Below are 20,257 nucleotides of genomic sequence, written 5' to 3' on the forward strand. Positions count from 1 at the left end.
ATTAATTATTTCTGCCAATGAACATAACAAAGTATTATATTGCTGCCACTCTTGCCTTTACCATTTGGGGGTTCTTTAGTCTAGTTTTAAAACCGTTATCTAACTTTTCTGCATTTGATATTTTGAGCTATCGCTCGATTGTTTCTGTTGCAATAATGTTAATAGTTACCTTATTTTTTAGACCAAAGGTTTTAAAAAAGAATGTAGGTTTATTTAAATCATTGGAAAAAAAGGAACGAATTAGGATTCTTGTAATTAATATGCTTAGTGGTTTCTTTTTAGCCTTTAATTGGTATATTTTTATTTATGTTATGAACAATGTTAGCGTGAAAGCCACATCTTTAGCCTATTTAATTTGTCCAATTCTAACCATGGTTTTGGCCTTTATTATTTTAAAGGAAAAACTCTTCAAACTTCAATGGTTTTCAGTAGTATTGAGCTTTGCAGCCTGTATTCTACTATCGTTGGGCAACTTTACGGATTTACTTTACAGTATGATTATTGCATTAACCTATGCTATTTATTTAGTCTTGCAACGAAGAAATCAGGAGTTAGATCGGTTTTTAATTCTTACAGTTCAAATTGTTTTTGCAGTCATTATTTTAAGTCCATTTTTCCTAACCTACGAGTATCAAACGCCTAAAACAAGCTTTTTTTATAGCATGATTGCTTTAATAGCAATAGGATTTACCATTATACCCATGTTTTTAAACATCTACGCGCTGCGAGGTTTAAATTCCTCCGTGGTTGGTATATTTATTTATTTGAATCCTTTGATTAATTTTTTCCTAGCAGTCTTTTATTTTAAAGAAACAATTACTGTCATGCAAGGTGTTAGTTATGGACTAATTATTATTTCCATTATTATTTTTAATATACCAGCTTTAAAACATCGTATTAATAGAAGGCGTGCAGCACATATTCAATAAAAAAAGGTCCTGAAGTATATCAAGACCTTTTTTTAAACTAACCTAAAATTAAACTTAAAATAAAAAAACTAAACTAAACTAAACTAAACTATCGTTAAAGTGTTTAGCACCAATGTTTTAATTATTCAAATGTACTTATCTTAAAGCAAAGAAACTTTATATAATCGTTAAACTGAATTTATATTTGTTAAGACAAACTTTTTTGTAAAAAATATCTATGAAATACCAATTACCGTTTCATTTTATTTGTTTTATGGAGATACTCGAAGTCTTTTAGTTTTATCAAACAAACTAATAATGGTAATTTTGACTTTCATTATTTATTAAAAATTTTAAACTTTAAGCGTGGCAAAAAAGCTCAATAAAACAGAACTGAAAACCTTTTTAGATGAAAAAGTTGCACAATATAATACACGTGATTTTCTTGAAACGGATCCTATTAAAATCCCGCATACCTTCTCTAAAAAAGAAGATATAGAAATTGCAGCCTTTTTAACCGCAACCATTGCTTGGGGAAATAGAAAAAGTATTATTAATAATGCGCAACGCATGATGCAGCTATTAGATCAAGAACCCTATCAATTTATCATAAATCATAAGGAATCGGATTTAAAAGCACTGGAACCGTTTGTTCATAGAACCTTTAACGGTTTAGATTTTATTACTTTTATAAGTGGCTTACAGCATGTTTATACCAATCACAACGGGTTGGAAGCTGTTTTTGAGAAACATGCCGAGGCTTCAAGTCTACAATCTGCTATTCATCATTTTAAAAAGGTGTTTTTTGAAATTGAACATTTGCCTAGAACCCAAAAACATATTTCAGATCCTTTAAAGAATTCAGCAGCCAAACGCATTAATATGTTTTTACGTTGGATGGTAAGACCTGAAAATACAGGTGTCGACTTCGGAATTTGGAAATCCCTTTATACCAAACAACTATCTTGTCCGTTGGATGTTCACTCTGGGAATGTAGCTAGAAAACTAGGTTTATTAACCAGAAAACAAAATGATGGTAAAGCATTATTAGAATTAGATACCAATCTCCGAAAGTTAGATGCTAATGACCCTGTAAAATATGATTTTGCCCTTTTTGGGCTTGGCGTTTTTGAAAGCTTCTAACTAAATTCAGTATCTTTAAATTTTATATTAATTCACAATCCTTTTTATGAAAAAACTATTTTTTATTTTCAGTGTTTTATCGTTTATCCAAATTCATTCTCAAAATAGAAAAATCCCGGTAGACACCATGGTTGTTACTAATCACAGTACAACTATTAATGGTATTGGTATGAATTATTCAGCAACAACAGGAACACAACCTGTTTGGAATTCGGATGGAGAACCTATGGCCACACTATTTTACACCTACTATCAACGCAGTAATGTGAAAGACAAGGCAAACCGACCTTTGGTAATTTCATTTAATGGTGGGCCAGGCTCGGCTTCTGTTTGGATGCATGTTGCTTATACAGGACCACAAATATTAAAAATTGATGATGAAGGTTATCCTGTTCAGCCTTATGGCGTAAAAACGAACCCATACTCTATTCTAGATGTCGCTGATATTGTTTTTGTAAATCCCGTAAATACTGGCTATTCACGAATGGTAGAAGATAAAGATGGTAAACTACCAGACCGGAAAAACTTTTTCGGAATTAATGCCGACATTAGTTATTTGGCTGAATGGATAAATACGTTTGTAACACGACATAATCGTTGGGAATCGCCCAAATATTTAATAGGTGAAAGTTATGGTGGTCCAAGAGTTATGGGTTTAGCTGAAGAGTTACAAAACAACCAATGGATGTATTTAAATGGTGTTATTTTGGTGTCTCCTGCCGATTATAAAATTTACTCTACCGATCAACCTATTTATTCCGCGTTGAATTTACCATACTTTACAGCTGCGGCTTGGCATCAAAAAGCGTTAGCTCCTGCCCTTCAACAAAAGGATTTATCGGAAATATTACCAGAAGTTGAAGCCTATGCTATAGATAAACTTATGCCAGCCATTGCAAGAGGTGGATTTATTTCTGAAGCAGAACGGAATGCCGTAGCTGAAAAAATGAGCTTATATTCAGGTTTAAGTCAATCATCAATTTTAGATCATAATTTAAATATCCCGACTAGTTTTTTCTGGAAAGAATTATTACGTGATCGTGGTTATACTATTGGAAGATTAGATTCTCGCTATTTAGGCATTGATAAAATGGCTGCTGGAAATTCACCAGACTACAATGCGGAATTATCATCTTGGTTACATTCCTTTACGCCTGCAATTAATTTTTATTTGCGAGAACATTTAGATTTTAGGACAGACGTAAAATATAATATGTTTGGTGATGTGCATCCTTGGGACAGACAACATGATAACACTAGAGATCGATTACGCCAAGCAATGGCTCAAAATCCGTATTTAAAGGTCTTGGTGCAATCTGGTTATTATGATGGTGCTACCACCTATTTTGCTGCTAAATATACAGTTGGACAATTAGATCCTTCTGGCACTATGAAAGATCGTTTTATATTTAAGGCTTACAGAAGTGGACACATGATGTATTTACGTAAAGAAGATTTAAAGTCGTCCAACGATGATATTCGTGACTTTATTAAAAACTCATTATCAAATGGTAAATCGGCTAAATATTAGGTTCTAGATTTCACCAAGTTTCTTAAAACAAAAAACACCTGATGAAGCGAATCATCAGGTGTTTTTTTATTTTTAAATAATTAAATTAGCCTTTCAACCACGCATTACGCAATTCTTTTTGCGCTGCTGTAGCATCTGCTTTATTGTGTAAACTACTTCCTTTAGTATAGGCTGGCGTTAAAGCTGTTTTAATAACAACTTCTTTTCCATCACGATTTAAAACCACATTTACGTCTTTTCCTTCTTCCCAAGAAAATACTTCTTGGAATACCTTATTTGCATTTTGTAACGAAACTGGAGTTCCATCAATAGATTTAATCACATCGTTAGGCATAGCACCTTGATCTTTCCAGAAACTATTTCCTAAAACATTGTCTGTAAAAAAGATAGTTCCTTCACCTTGGTTTGCAGTAACAATTAAAGCGCCATTTCCTTGAATATAATTTGTTTTAACTTGACCCTCGCCAATTTCAATACCTACTTTTTCAAAAAACACATTATAATCAATTGGCACATCACCAATTACGTGGTCGTCAAAAAAGGTGCGCAATGACGGATATGTCATTGCTACAATTTCATCAATAATTTTATCATCATCAAATGGCTTATTTTTACCATATTTCATAGATAACTCTTTCATAAGTGATAAAATTCCACGATTACCATCGCTTCCTTCGCGAATTAGAATATCCAAACACATCCCAATTAACGCACCTTTTTGATATACGTTGTAATACTGACTTGCATAAGGCTCATCTAATACGTTTTCACTCATAACCGTAAAACTCATAGCATCATTCATGCCTTTTGCAGCACCAATTTTATCCATGATTTTCTTGTAAAACTCATCTTCCGGAACTAAACCTTGATTTAATTGAAAAAGTGTAGCAAAATATTCCGTTACACCTTCATACATCCATAAATGTTTTGAAAACGTAGGGTTATTATAATCGAAATAATGAACATCGTCAGAATGTACACTTAAAGGAGTTACAATATGAAAAAACTCGTGAGATACTATGTCAATCATACTTTTATCCAATGCACTTTGTGGCATAGATTCTGGCATAACCACAACCGTAGATGTGTGATGTTCTAAAGCACCAAAACCTTTAGGCGAACCTTCTTGCCCATCTGATAAATACACATAAATATCATAACGAGGTGTGCTATCCACATCACCTAAATAAGTTTTCTGCCCTTCCATCATAGTCTGCATGGCATCTTTCATGGATTTCGCGCTATGCTTTTTATTTGGGGAATATACACTCAATACAACTTTAATTCCACCTACTTCAAATTCTTCAACATCTAACTTTCCATACATCATTGGGTTATCAGTAATATCAAAATAACGAGGCGCAAAATAAGATGATGTCATAACTTTACCATCAGCACTTGTAGTGGAATCTGACATTTGTAAAGCTGAAGTTCTAACAAAATCGGCTGGAGCAATGACGTCCAATTTATATTGACTGTTTTTAAGCGAATCAAAATACCCAATAAATCCATGTAAATTCAACACATAGTTATTAGGCTCAATATTTGTTCCTGCAGGAGAAAATGGCACATCACCACCAATACCGCCAACCACTTCTTGGTCAAATGTATCATTAACATAATAAGTAATATAATCTAATTGTGATGCATTAGCAATAGTCCAAGAATTGGTGTCTATCTTATTTGCTGGCATAGGATTTCCGTGATAATCAAAGGCTAGGAAGGTATCAATATATTTTCCAAAATCACTAACAGAATAGGTGCCTTGAACAACTTTTGGAAGTCTATAGGTAACGGTTTCAACAGTAAAACGTCCTGGGTTAATAGTTACAGGCACTTTATCATCAGATACTTTGGTGATATCTATTACGGTTTCAATGGGATTGCTAGTGGCTAAATCGTCACTACTTGTTTTGGTTGAAGATCCACAAGCTACAAGCAATGCAGAAAAACCAATAATGGCTAGAGTTTTTTTCATTATTAAAAAATTAAGTTTTTTTACTTGACGCTCAAATGTACAATGTGTTACACATTTTTGCTATAACTTTTTGTTAAAATGAAGTTTAACTATATTCGCAATATGTCCAAATCCTTAATTAGCATTGTTACACCTTTTAAAAACACGGAGAAGTTTCTTCCTGACTGTTTGCTGTCCATTTTAAATCAAACTTATACCAATTGGGAATTAGTGATTGTTGATGATGGATCAACCGATAGTAGTTATAATATTGTTGCGCAATTTGCTAATCGCGATCAACGGATAAAAGTTTATAAAAATCCAGGTTCTGGTATTATTCAAGCCTTGCAATTTGCTTTTTCTAAAACTTCAGGTGATTTTATGACGCGTATGGATAGTGATGATATCATGACTCCTAATAAACTTGAAGTTTTGCACGCCAATTTAATAGAGTATGGCCAAGGACATGTAGCTGTTGGACAGGTAAAATATTTTCGAGAAGATGGTATAAGTGATGGTTTTGCCAAGTACGAAAACTGGCTAAACCATTTAACAGAATTTGGTTTCAATTTTAAAGAAATTTATAAGGAATGCGTCATCCCATCGCCTTGTTGGATGGTGTATCGCGCCGATTTTATAGCTTGTGATGCATTTAATCCCAACACATATCCCGAAGATTATGATTTAGCATTTCGCTTTTACAAATATAACCTAAAATGTATTCCATGTTCTGAAACCATTCACTTGTGGCGAGATTACAACAGCAGAACATCGAGAACGCATGAAAACTATGCGCAAAATAATTTTCTAGAATTGAAAGTAAATTACTTTATAGAATTAGATTACCAAACGTCTAGACCCTTGGTAATTTGGGGTGCCGGAAAAAAAGGTAAAACGGTTGCACGATTGTTACAAGAGCAAAACATTCCATATTATTGGATTTGTGATAATCCTAAAAAAATAGGAAAAGAGATTTATGATGTGAAATTACACCACACTAACCATCTTAAAACATTGATAAATCCACACTGTTTAATTACGGTTGCCAATAAAGTAGAGCAAAAAAATATTAAAAAACAATTGGCGGAATTAAGGTTAATACCGGCTTCAGATTATTTCTTTTATTGCTAATCCTTTAATTTGTTGTTAAAAGGTTTTCTATTTCGCTGTAAACACTATTTTTGTAGGAAACAAATCAAGGAATGCAGTTTAAACATCCAGAAATACTTTACGCTTTATTTTTGCTTCTTATTCCTATTATTGTTCATTTATTTCAATTGCGTAAATTTCAAAAGGAATCCTTTACCAACGTAGCTTTTCTAAAAAAAGTAACACTTCAAACGCGTAAAAGCTCTCAAATAAAAAAGTGGATAACCTTACTAACACGTATGCTACTTTTAGCCTGTGTTATTGTTGCATTCGCACAACCTTTCACCTCTAAAAAAAACACCTTCAATACGACACCAGAAACGGTTATTTATTTAGATAATAGTTTTAGTATGCAAGCCAAAGGTGAAAATGGTGAGCTTTTAAAACGTGCCGTTCAGGAATTAATTGAGAATTTAGATCCAAACGAACCCATATCTTTAGTCACAAATACGGAAGTATTTAAAAACACGACGCTTAAAAGTATTCAGAATGATTTATTGCAAATGGAATATGCACCAAATCAATTACCATATGATGCGGCTGTATTAAAAAGTTCCAAATTATTCAGCAATACAGCTAATTTGAATCGAAACTTGGTGTTTATTTCAGATTTTCAAGAACAAGACAAGGCATTTAGTGTCCATTTGGATTCACTTTACAACATGCATCTTGTTCAATTAAAACCTGTAAACACCCAAAATATTGCTATAGATAGTTTAAGTGTTAATAACGCAACTGCCACGAATACAACACTTCATGTGTTTTTAAAATCTAGTGAAGGTGTGTCAAGAAATGTGCCCATTTCCTTATTTGATGGTGAAAAATTATTAGCTAAAACTACAGTCAATTTAACAGATCAGGCGATTGGCGAGTTTACACTGACAGAAAAAAGTATCTCCAATGGTCAAATTGTTATTGACGATACCAGTTTGCAGTTTGATAATACACTGCATTTTAATATTGATGAACCTTCTGCTATTAACGTGTTAACTATTCAAGAAGATACATCAAGTACATACTTAGAACGTTTATTTGCTTCCAATGAATTTCAGTTAACCACAACAAGCCTGAATCAATTAAATTATAGTGCTATTGAGAAGCAACAACTCATTGTTTTAAACGAATTAGGATCAATTCCTGGATCTTTAGCAAATTCCTTAACTACTTTTATGAAACAAGGTGGATATGTGGTTATTATTCCAAACTTAACCTCTGAAACAGCTAATTATAATGCCATTTTAGGTTTATACGGCATACAATTACAAAATGCTGTAACCACCGAAAAACGTGTTACACGGATTAATTATTCGCATCCTATTTATAAAAACGTATTTGAAAAGCAGGAATCTAATTTTCAGTATCCGAAAGTAAATACCTTTTTTCCAATACAATCGGCATCAGGCTCCAATGTATTAGCGTTTGAAGATGGCAAACCATTTTTGGTTACCAACAATCAAATAGCCCTTTTTACAGCCGCTTTAAATACAGGCAATTCTAACTTTAGTGAATATGATTTAATTGTGCCTACATTTTACAATTTAGCGCGACAGAGTTTACAGAAAGCCCAACTCTACTATACCATTGGTGTTGAAAACAGTTTTGATGTTCCGGTTAATTTGGAACAGGATGGTGTACTATCATTAGAAAATGAAAACGGAAATATGATTCCTATGCAGCAGTATTTTAATGATAAAGTGACAATTACCACCACTGATTTACCAGAAATTGCAGGTGTTTACAGCATAAAAAATAAAACAACCACGATTACCAATGTCAGTTTTAATTATAACAGACAGGAAAGTGATTTAAACTACCAAGATTTAAGTCTATTAAAGAACATTAATATCAGTAATTCTGTTAGTGATATTTTTGAAACTATAAAAAGTGATACGAAAATCAATGCCTTATGGAAATGGTTTATTATTTTTGCATTAGCTTTTATAATTATTGAAATGCTCATCTTAAAATATTTTAAATGAACGTACTCATAAAATCTGCCACAATAATTGATTCTAAAAGCGATTTTCATAATCAAACGGTCGATATTTTAATTGAAAAAGGAACTATTTCTCAAATAGCTTCAACTATTAAAAACACAAATAACTACAAAGAAATTAAGTTAGATAACCTCCATATTTCCCAAGGATGGTTTGATAGTAGCGTGAGCTTTGGAGAACCGGGTTATGAAGAGCGTGAAACCATTGCTAATGGCCTTAAAACAGCTGCGTTTTCTGGATTTACAGCAGTGGCATTAAATGCTAATAGCAATCCTGTAATTGATAGTTTTGCTGATATTTCATTGGTTAAAGCCAAAGCGCAAAACCATGCCGTATCCCTCTACCCTATTGGTTCTTTAACCAAGGGAGCTTTAGGAGAAAACATGGCTGAATTGTTTGACATGAGTCAAGCTGGAGCTGTTGCTTTCTATGATTACCAGAAACCGATTGAGAATCCCAATCTGATGAAAATTGCGCTACAATATGCCAGTAATTTTGATGGTTTAATTATGTCCTTTCCACAGGAATCTCGTATTTCTCGTTCCGGTGTTATGAATGAACATGTTTCAAGCACACGTTTAGGATTAAATGGAAATCCGGCTTTAGCTGAAGAATTACAAATAGCAAGAGACTTATTTTTGTTAGAATATACAGGAGGCAAATTACATGTTCCAACCATTTCAACGGCCAAATCGGTTGAATTAATTCGCGACGCTAAAAAGAAGAAATTAGATGTCACTTGTAGTGTTGCCATTCATAACTTATACTTTACAGATGATGCACTTGAAACATTCAACACGAACTTTAAGGTATTACCTCCAATTAGAACACAATCAGATGTTAACGCATTAATAGAAGGTATAAAAGATGGTACTATTGATATGGTAACTTCCGACCATAATCCGATAGATATCGAGCATAAAAAAATAGAATTTGATCATGCAAAATATGGCACAATTGGATTAGAATCTGCTTTTGGCGCACTACAAACACTATTCACTAACAAGAAAACAATTGCACTTTTAACCAATGGAAAAGAACGATTTGGAATAGAGCCAAGTTCCATTTCAATTGGAGAAAAAGCAAATATAAGCTTGTTTAATCCTGATGAAACCTACACATTTAAGAAAACAAATATCACGTCTACTTCTAAAAACACCATTTTTGAAAATGCCGAATTAAAAGGACAGGTTTATGGCGTAATTTCTAATAATAAAATAATTTTAAAATAATGACAGATCAAACCATACAAGAAGGCAGAACCATGGCTATTGTAGCTTATTTTACGTTCGTTGGTTTAATAATAGCCATCGTTCTTAATATTGATAAAAAGAACCCATTCACATCATTTCATATTAGGCAAATGTTGGGACTGGTAATTATGTTATTGGTTTCTAATATTACCGAAGAATATTTAAGTTCTTGGTTAGGAACCATTTTTTGGGCCATAACTTTTGTTAGTTGGCTGTTTGGGTTGGTTTACGCCATTAAGTCTGAAATGAAACCGATTCCTGTTATTGGTGAAAAATTTCAGGAATGGTTTAGAAATATTAATTAAAAAAAAGACACATTGAATTTACACTATATCACAAGACCCTCATCATTAAAAGAAAATGCACCTTTATTAATTCTATGTCATGGTTATGGCAGTGATGAAAACGATTTGTTTTCCTTTGCATCTGAACTTCCTGAAGAACTGTTTATTATTTCACTTCGTGCACCGCAAGCCATGCAGCCTTATGGGAATGCTTGGTATTCTATAAATTTTGATGCCGAAAAAGGAAAATGGAGCGACGATGATCAAGCCAAGGAATCGCGTGATAAAATCTCCGAATTTATCGATTATGCTTGTAACACCTATCCTGTTAATAAAGACAGCGTGAATTTATTAGGTTTTAGTCAAGGAACCATTTTAAGTTATGCCGTGGCATTAACTTACCCTGAAAAGGTGAAAAATATAATTGCATTAAGTGGTTATATTAACCCAAATATTATTCCAGAAAACCCATTAGGCAAAGATTATTCTAACCTAGATTTTTACTGCTCTCATGGTAGTGCTGACCAAGTAATTCCAGTAGATTGGGCGAGACAAGCACCTAAATTTTTAAATAGTCTGAACATTAAAAATCAGTATGCCGAATTCCCGGTTGGTCATGGTGTAGCACCTCAAAATTTTTACGACTTTAAAAAGTGGTTAATTGAAAGGATATAAGAAAATTATATATATTTTCCAAATTTTATATTTGTAATAATTCTATTACATTTAGAGTATGTTCCATGAAATTTTAATATGTCTAAATTTATAAAATTTTTTATATTCCTTTTATTTTTCCAAATTGTACATTCTCAATCTGATTCATATTCAAAACCATACTATTTAGCCTTTGACTCAATTGTTGGACATGATTATACACCATTGTACAATGGTGTACGATTTATTGATAGTTACAGAACGAGTAAAACGAATCATAGATATTTTGCATCGTATGATTTCATAAAAGGTGATATATTTTTTGATAACCAACCTTTTTATAACTTAAATCTAAAATATGATTTATATAAAGATGTATTAATCAGTCAGTTGGAGGGTGATAAAAGTTTTTTTGTTTTAGAATTAAACACCAGTAAGTTAGCGTCGTTCACGTTGGATGAACGTCACTTTGTAAACATTTTTAATGACAGTCTCTCCCAACTAGGAATTAACGGGTTTTTAGAAGAAAAATATACAGGTAATCATATTTCATTCTACGTTAAGCATACCAAGGATAAAAAAGAACGAATCAATAGAAAACAGGTTGTACATGTTTTTAATCTCAAGAAGATTTATGTACTAAAATTTAGGAATATTTTTTTTATAGTAGGCTCTAAAAGAGATTTTAAAAATGTTTTTCCCAATGACATGAAGACCATTAATTACTTTTACAAAAATTACAAAATTTTATTAAAAACTGATCCAACAACTTTCACTGAAAACTTAATAAAGGCTTTAGACAGTGAGCTTTCACAAACAACCAGCGGTATTAAATGATCAGACAACTCATATTAATTTGTTCTCTATTTGTAGTTCAAGTAGTGCTATCTCAAACAAAAAACAATGTAATTTCCGTTTCTTTTAATAACAAGCCTCTAAAGGAAGTTGTTTTAGAGCTTGAGAGAGAGAGTTCGCACGTTTTTTTTTTTAAAGACGAATGGCTAAAGGATATTATAATCAACGAAACTTTTACAGAAAAACCTCTAAATTATATTCTTGATCGTGTTTTTAGAGAAACTTCTATAAATTATATAATATATAACTCCAAGGTTATACTCTCTAATAACAATGTGGTTTATAATTCATTGCCAAAGGACTTTTTTCCGGAAGAATTGGACACACTCCAAATTAATAAAGAGAAAGAGAATGAGAACGAAACTAAAACAGTTGTTTTCTACGAGCAATTTAGTTCGCAATCCACTAAAGATAACCCCGAAATCATCACTATAGGTAAGCAAAATTCAAATTCGAAATCCTATTATACCCTAACGGGTAAAGTAAATAATTTACGAACAAATGAACCGCTACAAAATTTAGTTATTTCTGTTCAAAATAAAAGCATTAATGCGGTAACAGATGAAAAAGGAATTTATAGTATTAAATTACCCGTAGGCTATAATTCTATAGAAACAAGGCTTTTAGGACATAAACCTGAAATAAGAAATATTATAATTTATGGAGATGGTTCTTTAAACTTTTTAGTATCCGAAGATACGGAAGAGTTAAGTGAAGTTTTAATCGTTTCCAAACGAAATGATAATGTTAAATCAGTAATAAGTGGTGTGACTAGAATAGATGTTGCTGATATCAAAACAATACCTTTGGTTTTAGGTGAGCGAGATATTTTAAAGGTAGCTGTTACTTTACCCGGAATTAAAACAGCTGGTGAAGGTTCTTCTGGGTTCAATGTAAGAGGTGGCAGAACAGATCAAAATTTAATATTGCTTGATGATGCTGTAATTTATAATTCTGCACATTTTTTGGGCTTTTTTACCGCTTTGAACCCGTTTACTACAGGCAGTTTAGATATTTACAAGGCTAGTATTCCCGTCCAATATGGTGGTCGTTTATCATCTGTTTTTGATATCAAGACTAAAGATGGTAACATGGAAAAATTATCTGGAGAAGGATCGATTGGCCCTGTAACAGCAAATTTAGCTGTTGAAACGCCAGTTATCAAAAATAAATCATCCTTGACCACTGGCTTCAGAGCGACTTATTCAGATTGGGTGTTAAAGACAATAAAGGATGAAGAGTCTTTAAAAAATAGTCAAGCATCTTTTTTTGATGGTGTTTTGAAATATACGCATAAATTCAATGATAAAAACAGAATACAATCTACCATATATTACAGTAAAGATAAATTTAGTATTTCCTCTGATTCTGTTTTTAATTATAGCAATTTATTAGGGTCAATAAAATGGGATCACACATTTAATGGAAAAAACAGAGGCTCTGTTATTGTTTCATCTAGTCAATATAAATATGATATTGATTATGAAGGCGACAGAAACTTAAATTTTGATTTTGGGTATAATATTAATGAAACTCAATTAAAGTTGAATATGAAGTATTTATACAATAAGAAGCATAAGTTTGATTATGGCTTTAACAGTAAGCTTTATAAAGTAAACCCGGGTAACATAAAACCTAAAGGTGAGAATTCCGACATTGAAGCATTGTCTTTAGACGAGGAACGCGGTATAGAATCGGCAATTTATATCTCCGATCTCTATGAAATAAGCAATAAATTTCTTTTGGATATAGGTTTGAGATATTCCTTTTATTCGGCACTTGGACCTAGCCAACAAAACGCATATATAAATGGTGTTCCAAAAGAACAATCTACCATTAAGGAAGTTAAAACCTATGGAAATAATGAGTTTATAAAAACCTATGGTGGGCCAGAAGCTAGGGTCTCAATTAGATATTTATTAACACCTGAATTATCCCTGAAAGCTAGTTACAATAATCTTTATCAATACATTCATTTATTATCAAATAACACAACAGAATCACCCACAGATGCTTGGAAACTTTCAGATTTAAATATTAAACCACAGCGATCTGAACAGTTTTCATTGGGAATATATAAAGATTTTAATACTGCAAACATCGAAATAAGTCTAGAAGGATATTACAAAAAAATGAAAGACATTCTAGATTATAAAATTGGAGCCGATTTAATTTTAAATGAAGATTTAGAAAGAGAATTATTACAAGGAGAAGGCAAGGCTTATGGAATAGAGTTTTTAATTAAGAAAAAAAATGGTAAATTAAACGGGTGGTTAAGCTATAGTTATTCAAGGTCATTTACACGACTAGCTAATACTATTACTGAAGAACAAGTTAACGACGGTGACTATTTTCCTGCAAATTATGATAAACCACATGATTTCACGGTAATTGCAAATTACAAATTAACTCATAGATACAGTTTTTCTGCTAATTTCACCTATCAAACTGGAAGACCAATTACGTATCCTATAGGTAAATATATTTTTGCTAATGAAGAACAAGTTGTATATAGTGATAGAAATAAATATAGAATTCCCGATTATTACCGTTTAGATTTAGGAATAAATATTGAGGGTAATCATAAAATAAAAAAGCTTGCTCACAGCTTTTGGAATATTTCGGTTTACAATGTTTTAGGAAGAAATAACCCGTATTCCATATTCTTTGAAAATGAAAACGGTAAAATCCAAGCTTATAAAACATCTATATTTGGTACACCGATTCCTACAATAACATACAATTTTAAATTTTAGCCATGAGAAAAATAAATTATACATACATTATCATAGTTTTGATAATTGGATTATTTTTCAATTGTAAAGAACCTTTTGATATAGAGTCCATTGATTTTATTAACGCCTTTGTTGTGGAAAGCACGATTACAAATGAATTAAAGTTTCAACAAGTTAAGATTACAAAAACATATACTTTAGATTCGCAAGAACCAGAATATGAAAATAATGCATCCGTATGGATAGAAGACAATTTTGGGAGTAGTTATTCATTTATTCAAAATGAAGAAGGTATTTACATATCCGAGCAAGAATTTCAAGCTTTGCAAGATAGATTGTATCAATTATTCATTATTACTCAAGATGGTGGGCAATATAAATCCACTCGAATTGAATTAGCACCAAATTCAGAAATTACAAATCTCTATGCGGAATCTTCTACAAAAAATAATGGAGAAATAGGCGTCCAAGTCTATTTAGACAGTGATAATGAAAACAGTGATGCTCAATATTTTCGTTATGAATATACTGAAACTTACAAAATAATAGCACCTGAATGGCATCATCGTGATATTATAATAGAAAATTTTAGGTCGGATATTGATGAGGGATTTAAATATGACATTATAATTCTTCCTAGAGAGCAAGAGGAAAGAATTTGTTTTAAAACTATAAATTCTTTAGGGGTAATTCAAACATCAACTAACGATCTCGAAGAAAATAAAATTTATAGATTCCCAATAATCTTTATTAATAAGAATAGTAGTGTTTTAAGGGATAGATATAGTATTTTGGTTAAACAATATACACAAAGTATTGAAGCGTATACCTATTACAAAATGATTAATGATCTTGGGGATTCTGGAAGCATATTATCACCTAATCAGCCTGGATTTGTTCAAGGAAATATTAGTTCAGAAACAAACAAAAATGAAAAAGTTTTAGGTTATTTTGATGTTTCCAATGTCGATTCAAAAAGAATTTATTTCAATTATGCTGATTTTACAAACTTACAACCTCCTTATGAATATAGTTGTGATAAATTAATACTAAATTATTATCAATATGAACAACCTAATGAACGTGAAAAACTTTATCAAAGAGTAACAGATTTTAACTATAAATTAAGAGGTGTTGCAGGGTCCGTTTACACCATAGTTAAGCCACAGTGTGGAGATTGTACCACAATAGCATCTAACATAAGACCAGAATTTTGGGAAGATTAAAAATAATGAATACAAAAATTATATTATTGATTAGCGCTATTTGCTTTAACTGCTCACTTTACGGTCAAATAAGTAAGGCGGAATATTTATATTTAAAAAATAAAATTCCTGTAGAAAAAATAGAAATACACACAAATACAAACTTATTAGTTGTTGGGGAATTTTTACATTTTCAAATATCAAACTTCAATACAGGTACAAAAACTTATAGCTCAATAAGCAAAATTACGTACGTAGAGTTAATTGGGGACAATCACAATGTCATTCTTAAACAAAAATTAAAAAGTGAATCAGGTTTATCTTTTGGGGATTTTTTTCTTTCTTCCAATATAAAAACAGGCCACTACAAACTAATTGCCTATACCAATTGGTCTAAAAATAACGACTCAAATCGTTTTGCGGAAAAAGACATTTACATTATTAACCCCTTTAGTTCAAAACATCAAATACCAAGAAAAATCAATAGTGAGGCTGTTATTTCTAAAATAACCACAGACCATAATGATTTCTCAATGAATGAATCAATTAATCCAATTTTGGTTTCCACTAATAAAAAAAATTATACTACCAGAGAAAAGGTAACTATAAATATATCTGAAAATCACCTTGCTGCTTATAACGGACTATTTAGTCTATCCGTACGAAAATTTGATTCTGTTTTCATAAAAAGTGATCATAAAAATGAAAAAAAAACCGAAACTTCTATGAAAACCTACTTTTTACCCGAGTTGCGCGGTGATATTATTAGTGGTAGGTTAACATCTCTTGATAATATTTCAGTATCAGACAAACTGGTTTCTTTATCCATTCCGGGCAAAAAGTTTTATTTTAAAAATACGAGAACTAACCGCAGGGGAGATTTTCATTTCATATTAAATGAACATTTCAATAGTTCTAACGCTTTCATACAGGTTAAAGAGAAAAACTTTAAGGAGTACGATATATATTTAAATGAGGAGGGTTTTAATGATTATAATGATTTTAAATTTAACAGTGTTGAATTGAACTCGAACATCAAAAATTGGTTAACAACAAGAAGTATTAATAATCAAATAGAAAATGTATATTTGGATTCTGTAATTACCAATTCTAATTATGATACAAATATAAAACCATTTTTTAACACTTTAGAAAAACGGTTTTATTTAGATGATTATAATCGCTTCCCAACAATTAAAGAAACAATAGTTGAAATAGTAAACACCGCTTCCTTATCTCAAAAAAATGGGAGATATGAATTTAATATTCCTGATTATGGAAATATTTATTTTAATAACAACTTAAATTTAAAACCATTAGTACTTTTTGATGGGTTTTATATTGAGAATTTAAATGACATAATTGATTTTAATACTAACAAACTTGAAAGTATTAGCACTGTTACTGGTCTGTACGTTTATGGAACTGAAATTTATAATGGCGTTATTTCTTTCCTATCTAAACAAGGAGATTTTAAATTGAATAGCGTTCAGGATGATATTCAAATTTTAAACCTATCCAATCTAAAAACCTATCAAAGTCCTAACTATAATAGTAAGATAGATAAACGCATTCCTGATTATAGAACGCAATTATTTTGGAAGCCTAATGTAAACTTGAATAATTCAAATAATGAACCTTATTATTTTGAATTTTTCACTTCTGATGAATTTGGTGTTTTTGAAGTAATATTAGAGGGATATACCAATACCGGAAAACATATAAAAATGGCAACCTATTTTAATGTTAATTAAACGGATACAAAAATGCTTCCGCTACTTTAAATGTTAGTTGTTCATCTTCAGATAAATCATAGGTAATTAATATTTCACCCCAATATTTTCCATCGGTAAAATTGGCTATAATCCATTTATGGTTTAGTACGCGTATTTGGTCAATCATCATTTTACCACCATTTAGTGCGGGATAAGGAATTAAAGGATGCTCCTCACCTTTTACTAAATTAAGTTCGTATAACTCATCTTTAATAAACGGAATCAGCTCACTTACACGATAACCTCTATCTTCAAAGTAACTTAAAGCAGACTCTGTATTCATTACCGAAAATTCAGATAAGTTTAAAACCTGATCGCGTAACCCCGAAATGGTATCATTATATTTTTGAGCATCGCGTTCAAAATGTGCAACTTTTTTGTCTATGATGCCCTCATAAGAGTCTAAAATACGCTTGGAGTTTACATATTGAAACACCACTAAAAGAAGTGCGAATATAAACAGGTACATAAAAATTTTATTCTTCATTATATGGTAATTTGTAAGTTATCGTAAGCTAAAAAAACGTTTTCCGGTAAGGTTTGTTGTACGGCGTCATGAAAACCTAATAAATGACTAATATGTGTTAAATAAGCCCGTTTGGGATTTAAATATGCTATTATTTCCAATGCTTGCTCCAAATTTAAATGGGATGGATGTTCGGTTTCACGCAACGCATTAATCACTAAAACATCTAAGCCTTTTAATTTCTGTAATTCAGAATCTTCAATTGTTTTAATATCCGTTAAATATGCAAAATTTTGAAAACGATACCCAAACACTTGAATATTATAATGCTTGGCATTAATAGGAACAACCTCTATATTGCCTAAAGGAAATGCTTCGTTTTTCACTTCATGTTGAACCACACTTGGTGCACCTGGATATTTATTTTCGGTTGTAAATATATAATCAAAACGCCGTGTTAATTCGCCTAAAACACGTTTATGTGCATAAATTGGAATAGCACCTTGATTAAAAAAATATGGTCTAATATCATCTAATCCGGCCGTATGATCTGCATGTTCATGAGTAAAAATAACCGCATCAATTTTTGTGCATTTGGCGCGTAACATTTGCTGTCTAAAATCCGGCCCACAATCAATGACATAGGTATAACTATCCCATTCTACTAGAACAGAAACACGTAAGCGTTTATCTTTTGGGTTTGTACTTAAACATACTGGATTTGTACTTCCTATAACAGGAATTCCTTGAGATGTCCCAGTACCTAAAAATGTAATTTTCAATCGTATTTATTTTGAAACAAAAATAGGGTTAATTTTTTGTTTGACCACCCGTTTTAATACCTTTGTCACTTATAATTAACTGAAATTCCCAATGGAAATTAGCTTAAAAGGTGATAAAGAGTTTGATGAAATACCGTCATTAAACACCAAAGCACTCCGTATAAATTTAAATGAAAATATTTACGGAACATTTGCTGAAATTGGCGCTGGTCAAGAAACCGTGCGTCAGTTTTTTAGAGCTGGTGGAGCTTCTGGCACAATTGCTAAAGCCATGTCTGCTTATGATAAGGATTTTAGTGATGCCATTTATGGCATAGAAACCGATGGTCGTTATGTTACTGAAGCGCGTTTATTAAAAATGTTATATCATGAAATTGATTTAATGGAAAAACGCTTACCTCGTGATAAGCACCCTAATAAACTATTCTTTTCCTATGCCAATACGGTTGCTACAATAGATTTTGCTAAAAAATACAAAGGTCATGGTTGGGTAGGTATTCGTTATCAAATTGATCCCGATGAGCATGAGTATAACGAAATTTCATTGCATTTACGGTTTAAAGAAAACGACGCGCGTTTACAACAAGAAACACTGGGTATTTTAGGCACCAATTTAATTTATGGTGCTTTTTATAAGCATAATGAACCTAAAAAATTGCTCCGTTATTTATACGATCATTTAGATAAGGATCAATTAGAAATTGATACCATTAACTTTTCTGGTCCTGCATTTAAGGATGTGGATAACCGATTAATGAGTTTGCAATTAGTAAAAAATGGCATGACGGATGCCGTTATGTTTGCACCAGATGGTAATAATGTATTGCCAGCACGTGTACTTTATAAGAAGAATATTTTAGCATTGCGTGGTAGTTTCAGACCTGTTACAAAAGTAAATATAGACATGTTTGAGAAATCTCACGCCATGTTTTTAAAAGAAAATAAAGTAGACCCTAATAAAACACAGGTTGTTTTTGAAATTACCCTATCTAATTTACGTGCAGAAGGTGAAATTGATGAGCAAGATTTTATGGATCGGGCCAAATTACTATGTTCATTAGGACACACGGTTTTAATTTCTAATTTCCAAGAGTATTATAAATTAGTAGAATATTTTTCACAATATACCAAGAGCCGTATGGGTTTAGCGATGGGTGTCAATAATTTGGTTGATATTTTTGACGAGAAATATTACCGCCATTTAAGTGGTGGTATTTTGGAAGCTTTTGGAAAATTGTTTTTCAAAGATTTACGTGTTTACCTCTACCCTATGCAAGATGAAAATGGCGAACTTACCAATAGTGAAAACTTAAAAGTACATCCACGTATGAAAGAACTTTATAAGTTTTTCAAGTATAATGGTAAAGTTGTGGATATTACAGATTATGACAGTTCTGTTTTAAACGTGTTTTCAAGAAATGTTCTTAAAAAAATATCAGATGGTGAAGAAGGTTGGGAAACCATGTTGCCAGAAGGTGTTTCCAGATTAATTAAAGAAAAAAGTCTGTTTGGTTGTGAAACAGAAGAAATGATTCACCCAGATGATATATAAAAATTCATTTA

General features: G+C 31.7%; 16 protein-coding genes. 13 read left to right on the top strand and 3 right to left on the bottom strand.

Going from position 1 to position 20,257, the window contains the following annotated elements:
* The first annotated feature begins 17 nt into the window (after positions 1 to 17).
* The 3 genes from GMA17_RS05030 (at position 18) to GMA17_RS05040 (ending at position 3,582) form a co-directional block, all read left to right on the top strand.
* Positions 18 to 929: an EamA family transporter gene (locus tag GMA17_RS05030; protein WP_248399801.1), complete on the top strand. Its 912-nt coding sequence runs from the start codon at positions 18 to 20 to the stop codon at positions 927 to 929.
* Between the two features lie 345 nt (positions 930 to 1,274).
* Positions 1,275 to 2,051 carry a TIGR02757 family protein gene (locus tag GMA17_RS05035; protein WP_248399804.1) on the top strand — a complete coding sequence of 259 codons (777 nt, stop codon included), beginning with the start codon at positions 1,275 to 1,277 and terminating at the stop codon, positions 2,049 to 2,051.
* A gap of 46 nt (positions 2,052 to 2,097) precedes the next feature.
* Positions 2,098 to 3,582, top strand: coding sequence for a S10 family peptidase (locus GMA17_RS05040; protein ID WP_248399806.1), 1,485 nt, complete (start codon positions 2,098 to 2,100; stop codon positions 3,580 to 3,582).
* Between the two features lie 85 nt (positions 3,583 to 3,667).
* Here the strand turns inward: GMA17_RS05040 and GMA17_RS05045 are convergent, their stop codons facing one another.
* Entirely contained in the window at positions 3,668 to 5,560 is a 1,893-nt protein-coding gene (locus tag GMA17_RS05045; RefSeq protein ID WP_248399808.1) for a peptidase M61, read from the bottom strand.
* A 102-nt stretch (positions 5,561 to 5,662) separates the two neighbouring features.
* Between GMA17_RS05045 and GMA17_RS05050 the strand changes: the two genes are divergently transcribed.
* The 9 genes from GMA17_RS05050 (at position 5,663) to GMA17_RS05090 (ending at position 17,425) form a co-directional block, all read left to right on the top strand.
* On the top strand, positions 5,663 to 6,670 hold the full coding sequence (locus GMA17_RS05050) for a glycosyltransferase family 2 protein (RefSeq protein ID WP_248399810.1): 1,008 nt from the start codon (positions 5,663 to 5,665) through the stop codon (positions 6,668 to 6,670).
* 71 nt (positions 6,671 to 6,741) lie between these two features.
* The gene (locus GMA17_RS05055; protein WP_248399812.1) at positions 6,742 to 8,667 is read left to right on the top strand and encodes a BatA and WFA domain-containing protein; all 1,926 of its coding nucleotides are present in this window, start codon (positions 6,742 to 6,744) and stop codon (positions 8,665 to 8,667) included.
* Positions 8,664 to 9,917, top strand: coding sequence for a dihydroorotase family protein (locus GMA17_RS05060; protein ID WP_248399814.1), 1,254 nt, complete (start codon positions 8,664 to 8,666; stop codon positions 9,915 to 9,917). The genes GMA17_RS05055 and GMA17_RS05060 overlap by 4 nt, the downstream gene beginning before the upstream one ends.
* Positions 9,917 to 10,243, top strand: a complete 327-nt coding sequence (locus tag GMA17_RS05065; protein WP_066247726.1) for a DUF4870 domain-containing protein — start codon at positions 9,917 to 9,919, stop codon at positions 10,241 to 10,243. Before GMA17_RS05060 ends, GMA17_RS05065 begins: the two co-directional genes overlap by 1 nt.
* A 12-nt stretch (positions 10,244 to 10,255) precedes the next feature.
* The gene (locus GMA17_RS05070; RefSeq protein WP_248399816.1) at positions 10,256 to 10,897 is read left to right on the top strand and encodes an alpha/beta hydrolase; all 642 of its coding nucleotides are present in this window, start codon (positions 10,256 to 10,258) and stop codon (positions 10,895 to 10,897) included.
* A 78-nt stretch (positions 10,898 to 10,975) separates the two neighbouring features.
* The gene (locus GMA17_RS05075; protein ID WP_248399818.1) at positions 10,976 to 11,713 is read left to right on the top strand and encodes a hypothetical protein; all 738 of its coding nucleotides are present in this window, start codon (positions 10,976 to 10,978) and stop codon (positions 11,711 to 11,713) included.
* A complete protein-coding gene (locus tag GMA17_RS05080; protein ID WP_248399820.1) occupies positions 11,710 to 14,487 on the top strand; it encodes a carboxypeptidase-like regulatory domain-containing protein in 2,778 nt (925 codons plus the stop codon). The genes GMA17_RS05075 and GMA17_RS05080 overlap by 4 nt, the downstream gene beginning before the upstream one ends.
* 2 nt (positions 14,488 to 14,489) lie before the next feature.
* Complete coding sequence (locus GMA17_RS05085; RefSeq protein ID WP_248399822.1) at positions 14,490 to 15,692, top strand: DUF4249 domain-containing protein; 1,203 nt, start codon at positions 14,490 to 14,492, stop codon at positions 15,690 to 15,692.
* 5 nt (positions 15,693 to 15,697) lie between these two features.
* Positions 15,698 to 17,425, top strand: a complete 1,728-nt coding sequence (locus GMA17_RS05090; RefSeq protein WP_248399824.1) for a hypothetical protein — start codon at positions 15,698 to 15,700, stop codon at positions 17,423 to 17,425.
* On the opposite strand, the gene GMA17_RS05095 is transcribed toward GMA17_RS05090, so the two are convergent.
* Together GMA17_RS05095 and GMA17_RS05100 are read right to left on the bottom strand one after the other, a co-directional pair.
* Positions 17,418 to 17,933, bottom strand: coding sequence for a hydrolase (locus GMA17_RS05095; protein WP_248399826.1), 516 nt, complete (start codon positions 17,931 to 17,933; stop codon positions 17,418 to 17,420). The genes GMA17_RS05090 and GMA17_RS05095 overlap by 8 nt on opposite strands.
* Entirely contained in the window at positions 17,933 to 18,694 is a 762-nt protein-coding gene (locus GMA17_RS05100) for an MBL fold metallo-hydrolase (RefSeq protein WP_248399828.1), read from the bottom strand. Before GMA17_RS05100 ends, GMA17_RS05095 begins: the two co-directional genes overlap by 1 nt.
* A gap of 91 nt (positions 18,695 to 18,785) precedes the next feature.
* On the opposite strand from GMA17_RS05100, the gene GMA17_RS05105 reads away from it, so the two are divergent.
* Positions 18,786 to 20,246, top strand: coding sequence for a TonB-dependent receptor (locus GMA17_RS05105; RefSeq protein ID WP_248399830.1), 1,461 nt, complete (start codon positions 18,786 to 18,788; stop codon positions 20,244 to 20,246).
* The last annotated feature ends 11 nt before the right edge of the window (positions 20,247 to 20,257 follow it).

It is taken from the genome of Bizionia sp. M204 (assembly GCF_023205095.1).
Lineage (GTDB): Bacteria > Bacteroidota > Bacteroidia > Flavobacteriales > Flavobacteriaceae > Algorimicrobium > Algorimicrobium hallyeonense.

Bases quoted from the DNA above. Each gene is read 5' to 3' on its own strand.
- GMA17_RS05030 (WP_248399801.1), top strand. From the start codon at position 18: ATGAACATAACAAAGTATTATATTGCTGCCACTCTTGCCTTTACCATT.
- GMA17_RS05040 (WP_248399806.1), top strand. From the start codon at position 2,098: ATGAAAAAACTATTTTTTATTTTCAGTGTTTTATCGTTTATCCAAATT.
- GMA17_RS05045 (WP_248399808.1), bottom strand. From the start codon at position 5,560: ATGAAAAAAACTCTAGCCATTATTGGTTTTTCTGCATTGCTTGTAGCT.
- GMA17_RS05050 (WP_248399810.1), top strand. From the start codon at position 5,663: ATGTCCAAATCCTTAATTAGCATTGTTACACCTTTTAAAAACACGGAG.
- GMA17_RS05055 (WP_248399812.1), top strand. From the start codon at position 6,742: ATGCAGTTTAAACATCCAGAAATACTTTACGCTTTATTTTTGCTTCTT.
- GMA17_RS05060 (WP_248399814.1), top strand. From the start codon at position 8,664: ATGAACGTACTCATAAAATCTGCCACAATAATTGATTCTAAAAGCGAT.
- GMA17_RS05065 (WP_066247726.1), top strand. From the start codon at position 9,917: ATGACAGATCAAACCATACAAGAAGGCAGAACCATGGCTATTGTAGCT.
- GMA17_RS05075 (WP_248399818.1), top strand. From the start codon at position 10,976: ATGTCTAAATTTATAAAATTTTTTATATTCCTTTTATTTTTCCAAATT.
- GMA17_RS05080 (WP_248399820.1), top strand. From the start codon at position 11,710: ATGATCAGACAACTCATATTAATTTGTTCTCTATTTGTAGTTCAAGTA.
- GMA17_RS05085 (WP_248399822.1), top strand. From the start codon at position 14,490: ATGAGAAAAATAAATTATACATACATTATCATAGTTTTGATAATTGGA.
- GMA17_RS05090 (WP_248399824.1), top strand. From the start codon at position 15,698: ATGAATACAAAAATTATATTATTGATTAGCGCTATTTGCTTTAACTGC.
- GMA17_RS05095 (WP_248399826.1), bottom strand. From the start codon at position 17,933: ATGAAGAATAAAATTTTTATGTACCTGTTTATATTCGCACTTCTTTTA.
- GMA17_RS05105 (WP_248399830.1), top strand. From the start codon at position 18,786: ATGGAAATTAGCTTAAAAGGTGATAAAGAGTTTGATGAAATACCGTCA.